General features: G+C 70.5%; 13 protein-coding genes. 5 read left to right on the top strand and 8 right to left on the bottom strand.

All coding sequences use genetic code 11. From position 1 onward, the window contains the following. Positions 1–3 precede the first annotated feature (3 nt). The 3 genes from OG607_RS33855 to OG607_RS33845 all read right to left on the bottom strand — a co-directional run bounded on the left by OG607_RS33855 (position 4) and on the right by OG607_RS33845 (position 4,329). Positions 4–552 carry a YciI family protein gene (locus tag OG607_RS33855; protein WP_405731501.1) on the bottom strand — a complete coding sequence of 183 codons (549 nt, stop codon included), beginning with the start codon at positions 550–552 and terminating at the stop codon, positions 4–6. A 43-nt stretch (positions 553–595) separates the two neighbouring features. Next, positions 596–1,276: a hypothetical protein gene (locus tag OG607_RS33850; RefSeq protein WP_405731498.1), complete on the bottom strand. Its 681-nt coding sequence runs from the start codon at positions 1,274–1,276 to the stop codon at positions 596–598. A gap of 83 nt (positions 1,277–1,359) precedes the next feature. Then, positions 1,360–4,329, bottom strand: coding sequence for a bifunctional [glutamine synthetase] adenylyltransferase/[glutamine synthetase]-adenylyl-L-tyrosine phosphorylase (locus OG607_RS33845; RefSeq protein WP_405737227.1), 2,970 nt, complete (start codon positions 4,327–4,329; stop codon positions 1,360–1,362). Positions 4,330–4,518: 189 nt separating this feature from the next. Between OG607_RS33845 and OG607_RS33840 the strand changes: the two genes are divergently transcribed. From OG607_RS33840 to OG607_RS33825, 4 genes are all read left to right on the top strand, one after another. Further along, positions 4,519–6,849: a peptidoglycan recognition protein gene (locus OG607_RS33840; protein WP_405731495.1), complete on the top strand. Its 2,331-nt coding sequence runs from the start codon at positions 4,519–4,521 to the stop codon at positions 6,847–6,849. Positions 6,850–6,980: 131 nt separating this feature from the next. Then, positions 6,981–7,871: an alkaline phosphatase family protein gene (locus OG607_RS33835; RefSeq protein WP_405737225.1), complete on the top strand. Its 891-nt coding sequence runs from the start codon at positions 6,981–6,983 to the stop codon at positions 7,869–7,871. 20 nt (positions 7,872–7,891) lie between these two features. Next, complete coding sequence (locus OG607_RS33830; protein ID WP_405731492.1) at positions 7,892–8,917, top strand: TolB-like translocation protein; 1,026 nt, start codon at positions 7,892–7,894, stop codon at positions 8,915–8,917. Positions 8,918–8,928: 11 nt separating this feature from the next. Then, the gene (locus OG607_RS33825) at positions 8,929–9,249 is read left to right on the top strand and encodes a hypothetical protein (RefSeq protein WP_405731489.1); all 321 of its coding nucleotides are present in this window, start codon (positions 8,929–8,931) and stop codon (positions 9,247–9,249) included. Here OG607_RS33825 and OG607_RS33820 read toward each other — a convergent pair. Together OG607_RS33820 and OG607_RS33815 are read right to left on the bottom strand one after the other, a co-directional pair. Continuing rightward, complete coding sequence (locus OG607_RS33820; RefSeq protein WP_405731486.1) at positions 9,212–9,676, bottom strand: molybdopterin-binding protein; 465 nt, start codon at positions 9,674–9,676, stop codon at positions 9,212–9,214. The genes OG607_RS33825 and OG607_RS33820 overlap by 38 nt on opposite strands. A 47-nt stretch (positions 9,677–9,723) precedes the next feature. Beyond that, positions 9,724–10,431 carry an SDR family oxidoreductase gene (locus tag OG607_RS33815; RefSeq protein ID WP_405731483.1) on the bottom strand — a complete coding sequence of 236 codons (708 nt, stop codon included), beginning with the start codon at positions 10,429–10,431 and terminating at the stop codon, positions 9,724–9,726. 103 nt (positions 10,432–10,534) lie between these two features. Between OG607_RS33815 and OG607_RS33810 the strand changes: the two genes are divergently transcribed. Next, a complete protein-coding gene (locus OG607_RS33810) occupies positions 10,535–11,386 on the top strand; it encodes a helix-turn-helix transcriptional regulator (protein WP_405731480.1) in 852 nt (283 codons plus the stop codon). A gap of 23 nt (positions 11,387–11,409) precedes the next feature. Here OG607_RS33810 and OG607_RS33805 read toward each other — a convergent pair whose 3' ends face one another. The 3 genes from OG607_RS33805 to OG607_RS33795 all read right to left on the bottom strand — a co-directional run bounded on the left by OG607_RS33805 (position 11,410) and on the right by OG607_RS33795 (position 14,139). Beyond that, on the bottom strand, positions 11,410–11,865 hold the full coding sequence (locus OG607_RS33805; protein ID WP_405731477.1) for a carboxymuconolactone decarboxylase family protein: 456 nt from the start codon (positions 11,863–11,865) through the stop codon (positions 11,410–11,412). Positions 11,866–12,068: 203 nt separating this feature from the next. Next, positions 12,069–12,503, bottom strand: coding sequence for a hypothetical protein (locus OG607_RS33800; protein ID WP_405731474.1), 435 nt, complete (start codon positions 12,501–12,503; stop codon positions 12,069–12,071). Between the two features lie 274 nt (positions 12,504–12,777). After that, entirely contained in the window at positions 12,778–14,139 is a 1,362-nt protein-coding gene (locus OG607_RS33795; protein WP_405731472.1) for a glutamine synthetase family protein, read from the bottom strand. Positions 14,140–14,223: the final 84 nt, after the last annotated feature.

Genomic DNA, 14,223 nt, shown 5'->3' with positions numbered 1-14,223 from the left:
TGGTCATGAAGGCCGCCCGCCGAACTGCCAGTTGTGCACCTCGATGTCGGCGTACCGGTCCCGGGTCAGGATGGCGCTTGCCGCGTCCGGGTCCGGCGCCTGGACCAACGCCGCCGTGCCCAGCCAGGCGGCGCCGTTGTCAGAGAACAGCGGCCCGTAGGCGATCAGCCTGTCCCGGTCGGGCGGCACTGCGAGGTCGGCAGCCTCTCCCGCGCCGAGGCCGAGCACCAGATACCGGTTGCCACCGGTGCGGCCGCCGGGGAAGTCCCACATGGTGCGCCCGAGCATGTTGCGCCAACGTCGCAGCAGCACGTCCCGGTACACGCCGGCCTGATAACCGGGCTCGTCAAAGGCGAACGCGCGGGTGGCGACGGAATCGGGCAGATCGACTATGTGCACGCTGCCGGTGGGTGTGTCGTCGCCGGCGAGGGTCGGACCCCGGGCGATCATCTCCTTCGCGTACCGATCCATATAGGACCAATGCTCTTCCAGCAGCTCGTCGCGCAGGGCTACGGAGCCGGGCCGGTCGCGGTGGTAGCAGAAGAACTCCATGCCCACAGGGTCCCTTCAAGAAGGTAACCAGGTCGAGCGGGTTTCACCGCGATGAGCCGGGGCTGGAGCGGATCTTGGACAATTTGTGCTTCACAATCTGACCATCGACGAGAGAGGTCAGGCCGGGAACGTCATCCGCAGTCGCTCGGAGCCAGTCGAGCCACTCGCGGGTGTCCGTCCACCCGGGGGGCGCCTCATACTTGGACCACTTCTCAGACAACTCCGCCACCAGGCCGAGGCTTTCATCAGCCGCTTCAGCGTCACCTGAAGCGGCGGGAATGAAAACACTGTCCCGGAGCTCCGGAACTGCCGCAGGCAATCGACCGCGCTGCGCGGCCAGAGCGAAGGCGCGCAGCGCTTCAGCAATCTCACTCAGTTCCGGTGCCCGCCTGAGCGAGAACGCACTCTGCTCTTCCAGTCGGACGGCAGCCCATCGAAACTCCTCCGGATGGCGATCCACCTCGATTGGCTGCTGAACCCCGGAAGGCTTCAGGAGCCGCTGCGCCAAGGTGAGTGAGATGACTGGAAAGTCCTGGGCCAGCGAATGCACATGAACGGTCGGATAGTACTGGTCACCCGCGGTGGACTTGTCCAGGGTGATGCCTTGAACCACCGGCCCGATTCGGCGCAGCAGGCGTAGCGGCTGCCAGATCGAGAACTCCGGGAAGAGATCCGCCCAGTCCGATGTGATCCGACGTGCCACTGGATTGCTGAGTTTTGTCATTTTGGCTCTTGGCGATCCTGGGAGGATGGTTCGTGAACTTGTAGTCATACAGCCCTCAGAGCCCCCGCACGGCAGCTCCGCTGTCACATCGCGTAGAAGAGCCGCTCCACCACGGCTCGCGCGCGCCGGGTGACGCGACGGTAGTCGTCGAGCATCTCGCCGACGTGGCCCGGCTCGTAGCCCAGGTAGCGGCCGACGGCGCCGAGTTCGCGGCCGTCGGAGGGGAAGGTGTCGCCGGGGCGGCCGCGGACGAGCATGACGGCGTTGCGGAGGCGGGTGGCGAGCATCCAGGCGGCGTCGAGGACTTCGGCGTCGTCGGGGGTGACGAGGGCGGCGTCGCGGGCGGCGGTGAGGGCGGCGCGGGTGCGGGTGGTGCGGAGGGTGGGGTGGGCGTGGGCGTGGTGGAGCTGGAGGAGCTGGACGGTCCATTCGACGTCGCTGAGGCCGCCGCGGCCGAGCTTGGCGTTGGTGGTGGGGTCGGCGCCGCGGGGGAGGCGTTCGGCTTCCATGCGGGCTTTGAGGCGGCGGATGTCGCGGACGGCGTCGTCGGGGAGGCCGCCGGTGCGGTAGCGGAGGGGGTCGATGAGGGTGATGAAGCGGGCGGCGAGGTCCTCGTCACCGGCGATGGGCTCGGCGCGCAGGAGGGCGTGGCGCTCCCAGGTCAGGGACCAGCGGCGGTAGTAGGCCTCGTAGGAAGCGAGGGTGCGGACGAGGGGGCCGCTCTTGCCTTCGGGGCGCAGGTCGGCGTCGATGAGGAGGGGTGGGTCGGTGGTGGGGATCTGGAGGAGGCGGCGCAGTTCGTTGACGACGCGCAGGGCGGCGCGGGAGGCCTTGGACTCGTCGGCGCCGTCGTGGGGGTCGTGGACGAAGAGGACGTCGGCGTCGGAGCCGTAGCCCAGTTCGTGGCCGCCGAAGCGGCCCATGCCGATGACGGAGACCCGGGTGGGGAGGGGCTCGGCGAGTTCCGCCTCCACCGCGTTGACGGCGGCCTGCAGGGCACCGGTGATGGCGGCGGCGTTGAGGTCGGTCAGGGCGTCGCCGATCGCGTCGGCGTTGTCGCGGTGGACGCCGATCAGGTCGGCGGCGGCGGTACGCAGCAGCTCGCGCCGCCGGACGCCACGGACCGCCGCGACGGCCTGCTCGGGGGTGGTGGCGCGGTGGACGGCGGCCAGGACCTCCTGGTCGAGGGCGGCGCGGGTGCGGGGGCGCAGGCCCTCGTCGTCGGCGAGCAGCGCCACCGCCTCGGGGGCGCGCATGAGGAGGTCGGGGGCGAGGCGGCCGGAGGACAGGACGCGGGCGAGGTTCTCGGCGGCGGCGCCCTCGTCGCGCAGGAGGCGTAGATACCAGGGGGTGCGGCCGAGGGCGTCGGAGACGCGGCGGAAGCCGAGCAGGCCGGCGTCGGGGTCGGCGGAGTCGGCGAACCAGCCCAGGAGCACCGGGAGCAGGGTGCGTTGGATGGCGGCCTTGCGGCTGACGCCGGAGGCGAGGGCCTCCAGGTGGCGCAGGGCGGCGGCCGGGTCGGCGTAACCGAGGGCTTCTAGGCGCTGCTTGGCGGCGGCGGCGGAGAGCCCGGCCTCGCCGGGGGCGAGTTGGGCGACTGCGTCCAGGAGCGGTCGGTAGAAGAGCTTCTCGTGGAGCCGCCGGACTTCACGCGCGTGCTGCCGCCAGGCCTTCTGCAGCTCGGCGACGGAATCGCCCCGGAAGCCCAGCGAGCGGCCGAGGCGGCGCAGATCGGCCGGGTCGGCGGGCACGAGGTGGGTGCGGCGGAGCTTGTGGAGCTGGATGTGGTGCTCCATGGACCGCAGGAAGCGGTAGGCGGCGTCGAGGGCGGCGGCGTCCGCCCGGCCGACGTAGCCGCCCTCCGCGAGCTGGCGAAGGGCGGTCAGGGTGGTGCCGCTGCGCAGTGCGGGATCGGTTCTGCCGTGCACCAGCTGCAGCAGCTGCACCGCGAATTCGACGTCCCGCAGGCCGCCCGGCCCGAGCTTCAGCTCGCGTTCGACCTGGGCGGCCGGGATGTTGTCGATGACCCGGCGGCGCATCTGCTGCACGTCCGGTACGAAGTGGTCGCGTTCGGCGGCCTGCCACACCATGGGCGCCAGCGCCTCGACGTACTCGTTGCCGAGCGCCATGTCACCCGCGACCGGCCGGGCCTTGAGCAGCGCCTGGAACTCCCAGGTCTTGGCCCAGCGGCGGTAGTAGGCGAGGTGGCTGCTCAGGGTCCGTACGAGGGGACCGTTCTTGCCCTCGGGGCGCAGATTGGCGTCGACCTGCCAGATGCTGCCCTCGGGGGTGGTGTCGGAGCAGATCCGCATCATGCGGGAGGCGAGGCGGGTGGCGGCCTGGATGGCGGGGTTCTCGCCGGTGCCTTCCACGGCCTCCCCTACGAAGATGACGTCCACGTCGGAGATGTAGTTGAGCTCGTGGCCGCCGCACTTGCCCATCCCGATCACCGCCAGCCGGCACATGGCGGCGTCCCGCGGCGACTCCCCCGAAGCTATGGCCAAAGCTGTCCGAAGTGTCGCCGTGGCCAGGTCGGCCAGCTCGGCGGCGGTCTGTACGAGGTCGCCGGTCCCGCACACGTCCCGGGCCGCGATCCCCAGCATGCAGCGCCGGTACGCGACCCTCAGCGCGTCCGGGTCCGCCGCGTCCCCCAGTACCCGCTCGAAGTCCTCGACCCCGGGATGCAGGTCGGCCGCCTCGTAGGTCACCAGCGCGTGCCAGTCGTGCGGATGCCTGGCCAGGTGGTCGATGAGCGCCAGCGACGCGCCCAGCACCCCCAGCAGCCGGTCGCGCAGCGGCTTCGCGGTGGTCAGCGTGTCCAGCAGCTTCCGCCGGTCCCCCGGGTCGTGGGCCTCCAGGGCTTCGACGAGGCGTACGAGCCCGAGCAGCGCCTGGTCGGGGTCGGCGGTCGCGCCCAGCGAGTCGAGCAGCACCGGATCGGCCCGTACGGTCGACAGCTCCGGCGTGTTCAGCAGCCGCTCGGCGGCCGCCGCGTCCGTGAACCCGTGCCGCAGCAGCCGCCCGAACCTGCTGTCCCGTCGCCCTTCCAGCACTCCGACCGCCTCTCCGAACTGGGCCGATCCGTACTGAACCACCCGGACCGACCCTAGACCCTGCCCCGCACGACCCAGGCGGTGGCTGGGGCGGATGGTACGTCTGGTACTAAGGATGACGTCGTTTTGAATTTCGGGCCATGAGGCCATGAGGCCACGAGGCCACGGGTTAACAGGGGCGGGGCAAAAATGCAGACGGGGCGAATACAGCCGGAGCAGCCGATACAGCCGGAGCAGCCGAAGCGTCTTCGCAGACGTGCCTGGCTCGCGGTGGGCGGGGTCCTGATCGGCGGGGCCGGCGCCCTGACGGCCATCGCGACCGGGTCCGAGTCGGTCCCGCAGTCCGCCGCGACGGCGTCGGCGCCGGTGAAGAGCACCGTCCAGTCCGAGCAGCTCAAGGGCAGCGGCGGCCGGCGCACGGTGGACCAGCACACCACGACCGACCGCTTCTCCGTGCTCGGCGTGACCTGGACCGACCCGACCGTGAAGCTGGACGGCTCGATCAAGGTACGTACCCGCCTGGTGACCACCGGCGCCTGGTCCGCCTGGCACACCATCCAGGCCGACAACGACGACGCCCCCGACCCCGGCACGGAACCCGGCGCGCGGGGCGGCACCGCCCCGGTGTGGGTCGGGCTGTCCGACGGCGTACAGGCCACGGTGGTGGCCAAGAAGGGCGAGACGGGCATCCCCAAGGGCATACGCCTGATGCTCGTGGGCGACGCGGACAAGAAGTCCACGGTCAACGTGGCGATGGCTCCGGTGGCCTACGCCGCCGCGGCCGACGACACGGCGACGGCGACGGCCACCGCGACGGACAGCAGCAGCGCCAGCGAGTCCGCGTCGGAGTCGGCCTCCGCGTCCGAGTCCGCCTCGGAGTCCGCTTCGGCCTCTGCTTCCGCCTCCGAGTCGGCATCGGCTTCGGCCTCCGCCTCTGTCTCCGCCTCCGCCTCCGCCTCGGCGAGCGCTTCGGCCTCCGCCACCACGCCCACCAGCACCGTCCCCCAGCCGACGATCGTGAGCCGGGCAGGCTGGGGCGCCGACGAGAGCAAGCGCGAGGCCGGCGACCCCGACTACTCGGACGAGGTGCGGGTGGTCTTCGTCCACCACACCGACACCGCCGCCGCCTACAGCTGCAGCGACTCCGCCTCCATCGTGCGCAGCATCTACGCCTACCACCTGTCCCAGAGCTGGCGCGACATCGGCTACAACTTCCTCGTCGACAAGTGCGGCACCATCTTCGAGGGCCGCTACGGCGGCATCGCCAAGCCCGTCATCGGCGCCCAGACCTACGGCTTCAACACCCGCAGCGCCGGAATCGCCGCCATCGGCACGTACCAGACCATCGACGGCGTCGCCCCCACCCCCGTCACCTCCAAGATGATGGGCTCGATCGCCGCCCTCGCCGCCTGGAAGCTGGGCCTCAAGAAGTACAGCCCCAGCGGCTCCAACACCCTCGTCGAGGGCGCGAGCGACAGCTCCGGCTTCACCTACAAGAAGTCGTACACCTTCAACAACATCTCCGGTCACCGCGACGGCTTCGCCACCGCCTGCCCCGGCACCAACCTCTACGCCAAGCTGCCCGCGATCCGTACGTACGCCGCCGGGCCCCCCGCCGCCCCGACCGTGACGGGCCTTTCCGGCGCGGGTCTGTCCGGCTCGAAGTACTACACCAAGGGCTCGGTCACGGTCTCCTGGAAGACCAGCACCCCGTACGCCGTGCTCACCCGCTTCGAGGTTCTCGTCGACGGCACGGTCGCCGCGAAGGCGAGCCGTACGGCGACCTCGGCGGCGATCACCGTCGGCGCCGGGAGCCACAGCGTCACGGTCCGGGCGGTGCACATCAATGGCAGCACCAAGGCCTCGTCCACGTACACCGTCGTGAAGGACACGACGAAGCCGACCTTCACGACCGCGCCGGCGCTCAGGACCCGCACCGGTACGGTCAGCAGCACCTCGGTGCCGGTCGCGGTGATGTGGAAGGCCGCGGACAACGCCGCCCTCAAGCAGACGGCGGCGACCGCCCCCAGCACGGCCACCTTCGGCCCGACGGTGACCAGTTGGGGCACCACGGCCAAGCCGGGTGTGTCGACGGCCTTCGCGCTCAAGGCGACGGACTACGCCGGGAACTACGGCACCGCGTCCGTGACCCGCACGACGGCGATCGTCCAGGAGACCTCGGCCACCAAGACCGGTACCTGGAGCTCGAAGAGCTCCTCGAACTACCTCGGCGGCAAGTCGCTCAGCTCGACCTCCAAGAACGCCAGCCTCACGTGGACGTTCACCGGCCGGTCCGTGGCCTGGGTGGTCTCGCGGGCGTCCACGTCCGGTCAGGCGTACGTCTACATCGACGGGGTGAAGGTGGCCACGGTGGACCTCAAGTCCAGCACCACCAAGTACCGTCAGGCGATCTGGACGAAGACCTGGAGCAGCGCCGCCCAGCACAAGCTGAAGATCGTGGTCGTCGGCACGAGCGGCCGCCCGGCGGTGACGACGGACGGCATCACGGTCGTCAAGTAGGCCGATCGGGCCAAGTCCGGGGAACGCACCCAGCGTTCCCCGGACTTTCATTTTGGCAGCGCTTCCGCCGTCCACAGTCGGCTCATAGCCTGGCAGTCCCCCACACAGACGGAGGTCCGCCTGTCATGCGCATGTCCATCAGGCCTACCAGGCCCACCGTGCCCACCGCCCTCGCCTCCGCGCTCGTCCTCGCGGCCGCTTCCGTCGGCCTGTGGGCCGGCCTCGGCGGCGCCCGCACCGCGCACGCGGCCGCCAGCGTTCCCGCCCCCGACCATGTGGTCGTGGTGGTCTTCGAGAACCACGCGTACAGCCAGGTCATCGGCAGCTCCTCCGCCCCCTACATCAACTCGCTGCGGACCGGCGGCGCCAACCTCACCGCCTCCTACGCCGAGACCCACCCCAGCCAGCCCAACTACTTCGCGCTCTTCTCCGGGGCCACCCAGGGCATCACCGACGACAGCTGCTACACGCCCGGCTTCAGCTCCGCCGCCAACCTCGGCTCCGAGCTGATCGCCGCCGGCCAGACCTGGGGCAGCTACAACGAGACCCTCCCCAGCGCCGGTTCGACGACCTGCAGCAGCGGCAACTACGCGCGTAAGCACAACCCCTGGTTCGGCTTCAGCAACGTGCCGACCTCGACGGCTCGCACCTTCGCGCAGTTCCCCACCGACTACACGACGCTGCCCAAGGTCTCCTTCGTCGTGCCGAACCTCTGCAGCGACATGCACGACTGCTCGGTCGCGACCGGCGACACCTGGCTGAGCAACAACCTCAGCTCGTACGCGACCTGGGCCAAGACCCACAACAGCCTGCTGGTGGTCACCTTCGACGAGGACAACCGTCTGTCCGGCAACAAGATCCCGACCGTCTTCTACGGCCAGCCGGTCACCGCGGGCAGTTCCTCCGCCACCACCTACAACCACTACAACCTGCTGCGGACCATCGAGGACATGGCCGGCCTCACCACTCACGCCGGCAACGCCGCCTCCGCGTCCGACATCACGGGCATCTGGGCCTCCTGACCGGGAACCGGGAATCCGGGATGACGATCCGCAACCGGTTGCTGATCCTGCTGACGGCCGTCGCCGTGCTGGCCGCCGTAGCCGCCACGTCGGTCCTGCACGCCGCCGACCGGGCGGCGCGCAAGGACCGCCCGCAGGCCGGCGGCCCGGCGGTGGCCGCCGGGTCCGTCTCGCTGACAGGGACCGGCACCCTCGTCTTCCGCAACATGGCCTGGGGCCCCCACCGCGACGAGCTCGCCACGGTCCCCGCCGCGACCCCCTCTGCCGAGCGGACCGCCTCCGGCGTCAAGTGCCTCCGCTTCTACGCCGCCTCCGGCACGGGCGTCTGCCTGCAGTCCGTCCACGGCGCCGTCACCGACACCTACCGAGCCGTCGTCCTCGACGCCCGCCTCCACGAGCGCCGCCACTACGCCCTCGCCGGCATCCCCACTCGCGCCCGGGTCTCCTCGAGCGGCCGCATGGTCGCCTGGACGGTCTTCGTCAGCGGCGACTCGTACGCGGGCACGAACTTCTCCACCCGCACCTCGATCCTCGACACCAGGACCTGGCAACTCACCTCCACCCTGGAGGACTTCCGCATCCTCAAATCCGGGGACGCCCGCCCGTACCACGCCGCCGACGTCAACTTCTGGGGCGTCACCTTCGCCGACGACACCCACTTCTACGCAACCCTCGCCACCGCCGGCTCCACCTACCTCGTACGCGGCGACACCACCACCCGCACGGTCCGCACCCTCCTCACCAACGCCGAGTGCCCCTCCCTCTCCCCCGACGGCACCCACCTCGTCTTCAAAAAACGCGTCAGAGGCCTCTCCCCCGACGCCCCCTGGCGGCTCTACGCCCTCGACCTCGCCACCATGCGCTCCCTCCCCCTCGCCGAAACCCGCAGCGTCGACGACCAGGTCGTCTGGCGCAGCCCCCGCACCGTCGTCTACGCCCTCCCCGGCGACTACGGCGCCGACCTCTGGACCGTCCCCGCAGACGGCACCGGCACGGCCCACCGCCTCATGACCGCCGCCCTGGCCCCCGCGTACGTCGGCCCATAGGCTCGGGCCTCATGGACAGGATCCTGCCGCTCCTGGCGTTCGCCGCAAGCCTCGCCGCCGTGCTGGGCTGCTTCGCCTGGCTGGCATCGCTCGTCCGCCGCCGAGGTGTCGCCGGCTCGGCCGTCACCGGCGCCATGGCCTCGTACGACGAGGCGCTCCACGGGACCGCCCACGACTCCTACGTCGAGATCCAGGTGCAGGCACAACGCCCGCTGCCGCTACGGTCGCCCGACGATCCGTGGCGCCGGAGCCGCGACGAAACCGGCAGCCTGCCGGGCACGCCGCGCCGACGGCCTACCAGGCCACGTCGTCGCGGGCTCCGCCGCCGGTGAGCGGTTCCGTCCCCAGCGCGATGTCCGTCGCCTTGACCAGCGCCACAACCGGCGTGCCCTCCCGAAGCCCCAGCTCGACCGCGGCATCCCGGGTGATGGCGGCCGTCAGCTCGGCGCCCGCCACCGCGACCTTCACCGTCGCCATGGCCTCGCCCAGCGCGACCGCCGTCACGGTCCCCGGAAGCTGGTTGCGGATGCTCAGCCCTTGGAGGGGCGCCGTCGCGAGCCCCACCTCCGTGGCCTTGAACAGTGCGGTGACGGCCCCGCCGGGCACGATCCCCAGCTCCCGTACCGCCTCCTTGGTCACCGCCGCGGTGATCTCGGTGCCGCTTCCGCCCCCGATGCCGGCCTTCACCACGGCCATGACCTCGCCGGGCTCGACGGAGACGACCGTGCCGGTGATCTGATTGCGAATGCTCAGGCCCATACGCCCACGTAAACACGTGGGAGCCGGACAGGCGCGTTATGGGCCTCTTACCAGGGGAGGGGGCCGGCCTCGTCGACGAAGCCGCCCGTCGGGCCGTCGGGGCCAAGCTGGGCCATGCGGACGATGATCTCGGCGCCTTCCTCGACGGTCTGGGTGCCGGTGTGCCCGTTCAGGTCGGTCGCGGTGTAGCCGGGCTCGACGGCGTTGATCCGGATGTCCGGGAAGGCCTTCGCGTACTGCACGGTGACCATGTTGACCGCGGTCTTGGACGCCGGATAGGCGACCCCCGGGAAGGCGTACGTGGGGGTGTCGGGGGTGGTGACGCGGGTCAGCGATGCCAGGCCGCTGCTGACGTTGACCACGACCGGGGCGGCGGACCGGCGCAGCAGCGGCAGGAAGGCGTGGGTGACGCGGACCATGCCGAAGACGTTGGTCTCGAACACGGTCCGCATGATGTCGGCGGTGACCTCGGCGGCGCCGATGACGCCTCCGCCCTCCGAGCGCCCTTCGATGCCGGCGTTGTTGACGAGCACGTCGAGTCCGCCGTCCGCCTCGATGGTCTTCGCCGCGGCGGCCACGGACGCGTCGTCGGTGACGTCGAGCAGGACGCTCCGGGCGCCCAGCCGCTCGGCGGCCCGGCGGCCGCGGTCGGCGTCGCGGCTGCCCACGTAGACGGTGTGGCCCGCCGCGATGAGCCGGCGGGCGGTCTCGAAGCCGAGGCCCTTGTTCGCTCCGGTGATCAGTGTTGTCGTCATGCGTCCAGAGTCCGGCCGGGGCGGGGCGGTCAGCCAGTGGTCCGGTCTTCCTGGGACTGCCGGTACCAGGAAGACCGGCGGCCGTCGGTGCACACTGGTGGGCATGGCGGAGACGGAGTTCGGGCAGGCGGTACGCCGCTGGCGCGACCGCGTGCCGCCCGAGGCCGCCGGGCTGCCGGCGGGCGGGCACCGGCGCGCGGCCGGACTCCGCCGTGAGGAACTGGCCCTGCTCGCCGGGATCTCCGTCGACTACGTCACCCGCCTCGAACAGGGCCGCGCCGCCAACCCGTCGGCCCAGATCGTCGAAGCCCTGGCCCGGGCCCTGCGGCTCTCGGCAACCGAGCGCGCACACCTCTTCCGGCTCGCCGGGCTGGCACCGCCGGGCCCCGAGACCGTACCCGCGCACATCACCCCGAGCGTCCAGCGCCTGCTGGACAGGCTGACCGGGACACCCGTCGCCGTCTCCGACGCGACCTGGACCCTGCTCATGGCCAACCCGCCCTACGCCGCGCTGATGGGCGATCCGTCCGGCTGGCGCGGCAACCAACGCAACGCGATCTGGCGGCACTTCCTCGGCACCGGCCCCAACACCCGCACCCGTGCCCGCCACACCCCGGAGTCCCTGCCCGCCTTCGAGGCCGCGATGGTCGCCGACCTGCGCGCCGCCGCCGGCCGCTATCCCGCCGACCAGCGCCTACGGCGGCTCGTCGCGGAACTGCACGCGAACAGTGGCCGCTTCGCCGAGCTGTGGGACTCCGGCGCCGTCGGCCGCCACGTCGCCGCGCGCAAGACCATCGACCACCCGGACGTGGGCCCCCTGCAGTTGGACTGCGACGTGCTCACCGTGGCGGGCAACGACCTGCACCTCGTGATCTACACGGCCGAGCCCGGCACCGAGGACGCCGAGCGCCTTGCCCTGCTCACGGTCCTCGGCACCCAGGCCTTCGTCGGCTAGGCCCTGTCCGGGCGATGCCGCGGCTACCACCCCGTTCCGGCGACCTGCCGGGTCGTGGCGTTGAGCCGGTTGAACAGATTCGTCACGCCGATCATCAGAATGATCGCCGCGAGCTGCTGCTCGTCGTAGTGATCGGCCGCCGCGTCCCACACCTCGTCCGTAACCGCGTCCCCCCGGTCCGCCAGCCGCGTCGCCGCCTCCGTCAGCGCCAGCGCCGCCCGCTCCGCGTCCGTGAAGTACGGCGCCTCCCGCCACGCGGCGACCGCGAACAGCCGCTCGTCCGTCTCCCCCGCCTTCCGCGCGCTCTTCACCCCGCCGTCCACGCAGTAACTGCAGCCGTTGATCTGGCTCGCGCGCAGATGCACCAGCTCCAGCGTCGACTCCGGCACACCGCCCTTCCGCGTGGCCTTGAGCAGATTGAGGATCGCCGGCATGGCTTCGGGAATGACCGTCGCGGGATTGCTCATCCGTGCCTGCATGATGTTCCCCTCCAGGGGATCGGGATCTCGTCGTTACTGCTTCATTGACGGATCCCGGCGGGCACGTGTGACCGCTGGGCGTCACTGGTTTTCGTCACAGGCGGGCGGCCCGGCGCCACATGAGAACGGTGTCCCAACCGCCGCTCCTCGAAGCGGCGGCCGGGACACCGTCGAACTGCCCGCGAGGGCACCGTCACGGCTGGTCAGCCGTTGTAGAACCCATTGCTCTGGCCGCTCGTCTGGAAGTTCAGCTTGTACCAGGCGCCGCCGTAGACGCCCGTCGCCAGCAGTGTCCAGGTGTTCGCGAGGGCGTACTTGTAGCCGCCCGGGCACACCGCGCCGCTGTTGTAGTTGAAGCACACCCTGACGTAGCGGTTGGTCTTGGGCCAGACCCAGATGGTCCCGCAGCCGTACGTCGCCCTGAGCCAGGTGCCGCCGGGGAAGCCGGTCGGGTAGTAGTTGTAACCCGCGGGCTTCGAGTACGAGTTGGTGTTGCACGTGGCTGCCGCTGCGCCCTTGGGGGCCGCGGGGTGTTGTGGTGCCGCGTGCGCGGTGACTGCACCTGTGGTGAGCCCGCCTACTGACACGATGATGCCACTCGCCAGTGCTGCGAGCTTCCTGGTCGTCTTCTGCATCATGTCCCGTCTCCGTTTCGGTTCGGGGAAGGTGCGCTGGCCGTCGACTTTGCCGCGGCTTGAACAGGGTCTCGTCCGGTTGAGAGAGTGGGGGCCGAATCTTTGCAGGCGGTCCGTTGAACTGTTGCCTGCTGCGCTGCCCCCAACACCCCTGCTGGTCGCACCTAATGGGGCACCCGTTCAGTATTGCGCACAAAACCGACATCCGCATGACGGGCCGCAAAGCTCAGGCCAGCGGCGGAGCGCCGCTGGCCTGGACTGGACTGGAGCAGTACGTCTACAGAACCGGGAGGTTCTTGCGGAGCTCGAAGGCCGTGACCTCCGACCGGTACTCCTCCCACTCCTGCTTCTTGTTGCGGAGGAAGAAGTCGAAGACATGCTCGCCGAGCGTTTCCGCGACCAGTTCGCTGCGCTCCATCAGGGTGATGGCCTCGCCGAGGTTCTGCGGCAGCGGCTCGATGCCCAGGGCGCGGCGCTCCGCGTCGGAGAGGGCCCAGACGTCGTCGTCGGCGCCCGGGGGGAGCTCGTAGCCCTCTTCGATGCCCTTGAGGCCGGCGGCGAGGAGGACGGCGTAGGCGAGGTAGGGGTTGGCGCCGGAGTCGATGGAGCGGACCTCGACGCGGGTGGAGCCGGTCTTGCCGGGCTTGTACATGGGGACGCGGATGAGGGCGGAGCGGTTGTTGTGGCCCCAGCAGATGTAGGAGGGGGCTTCGCCGCCGGCGCCGGCGGTGCGCTGGGATCCGCCCCAGATGCGCTTGTAGGAGTTGACCCACTGGTTGGTGACGGCGGAGATCTCGGCGGCGTGCCGCAGGAGGCCGGCGATGAAGGAGCGGCCGACCTTGGAGAGCTGGAACTCGGAGCCGGACTCGTAGAAGGCGTTGCGGTCGCCCTCGAACAACGACAGGTGGGTGTGCATGCCGGAGCCGGGGTGCTCGGAGAACGGCTTGGGCATGAAGGTGGCCTGGACGCCCTGCTCGAGGGCGACCTGCTTCATGACGAGGCGGAAGGTCATGATGTTGTCGGCCGTGGAGAGCGCGTCGGCGTAGCGGAGGTCGATCTCCTGCTGGCCGGGGGCACCCTCGTGGTGGGAGAACTCGACCGAGATGCCCATGGACTCCAGCATGGTGATCGCCTGGCGGCGGAAGTCCTGGCCGATGTTGTGCGGGGTGTGGTCGAAGTAGCCGGAGGTGTCGGCGGGGGTGGGCGGGGTGCCGTCGGTCGGCTTGTCCTTGAGGAGGAAGAACTCGATCTCGGGGTGGGTGTAGAAGGTGAACCCGAGGTCGGAGGTCTTGGCCAGGGCCCGCTTGAGGACGTAGCGCGGGTCGGCGAAGGACGGGGAGCCGTCCGGCATCATGATGTCGCAGAACATCCGCGCGGTGCCGGGTGCCTCGGCGCGCCACGGGAGGATCTGGAAGGTGCTGGGGTCCGGCTTGGCGATCATGTCGGACTCGTAGACCCGTGCGAAGCCCTCGATGGCGGAGCCGTCGAAGCCGATGCCCTCGTCGAAGGCCTGCTCCAGCTCCGCGGGCGCGACGGCCACCGACTTCAGGTAGCCGAGCACGTCGGTGAACCAGAGCCGCACAAAGCGGATGTCGCGCTCCTCGAGCGTGCGAAGAACGAACTCCTGCTGCTTGTCCATAGCTACATCCTTGCAGGTCATACGGCCTGTGCACCACTGCCGGCACGTCAGTATCGCTGCCTGTGGTTTCCTCCACATTACGCA

The organism is Streptomyces sp. NBC_01537 (assembly GCF_045040445.1).
Taxonomy (GTDB): Bacteria; Actinomycetota; Actinomycetes; order Streptomycetales; family Streptomycetaceae; genus Actinacidiphila.
The sequence above is the reverse complement of the archived record's forward strand: the minus strand, read 5'-3'. Positions and strand labels throughout refer to the sequence as shown.

What these genes read in the sequence shown, in the direction of transcription:
- OG607_RS33855 (WP_405731501.1), bottom strand. Translation starts at nt 552, where the DNA reads ATGGAGTTCTTCTGCTACCACCGCGACCGGCCCGGCTCCGTAGCCCTG.
- OG607_RS33840 (WP_405731495.1), top strand. Translation starts at nt 4,519, where the DNA reads ATGCAGACGGGGCGAATACAGCCGGAGCAGCCGATACAGCCGGAGCAG.
- OG607_RS33835 (WP_405737225.1), top strand. Translation starts at nt 6,981, where the DNA reads ATGTCCATCAGGCCTACCAGGCCCACCGTGCCCACCGCCCTCGCCTCC.
- OG607_RS33800 (WP_405731474.1), bottom strand. Translation starts at nt 12,503, where the DNA reads ATGATGCAGAAGACGACCAGGAAGCTCGCAGCACTGGCGAGTGGCATC.
- OG607_RS33825 (WP_405731489.1), top strand. Translation starts at nt 8,929, where the DNA reads ATGGACAGGATCCTGCCGCTCCTGGCGTTCGCCGCAAGCCTCGCCGCC.
- OG607_RS33810 (WP_405731480.1), top strand. Translation starts at nt 10,535, where the DNA reads ATGGCGGAGACGGAGTTCGGGCAGGCGGTACGCCGCTGGCGCGACCGC.
- OG607_RS33830 (WP_405731492.1), top strand. Translation starts at nt 7,892, where the DNA reads ATGACGATCCGCAACCGGTTGCTGATCCTGCTGACGGCCGTCGCCGTG.
- OG607_RS33815 (WP_405731483.1), bottom strand. Translation starts at nt 10,431, where the DNA reads ATGACGACAACACTGATCACCGGAGCGAACAAGGGCCTCGGCTTCGAG.
- OG607_RS33795 (WP_405731472.1), bottom strand. Translation starts at nt 14,139, where the DNA reads ATGGACAAGCAGCAGGAGTTCGTTCTTCGCACGCTCGAGGAGCGCGAC.
- OG607_RS33850 (WP_405731498.1), bottom strand. Translation starts at nt 1,276, where the DNA reads ATGACAAAACTCAGCAATCCAGTGGCACGTCGGATCACATCGGACTGG.
- OG607_RS33805 (WP_405731477.1), bottom strand. Translation starts at nt 11,865, where the DNA reads ATGCAGGCACGGATGAGCAATCCCGCGACGGTCATTCCCGAAGCCATG.
- OG607_RS33820 (WP_405731486.1), bottom strand. Translation starts at nt 9,676, where the DNA reads ATGGGCCTGAGCATTCGCAATCAGATCACCGGCACGGTCGTCTCCGTC.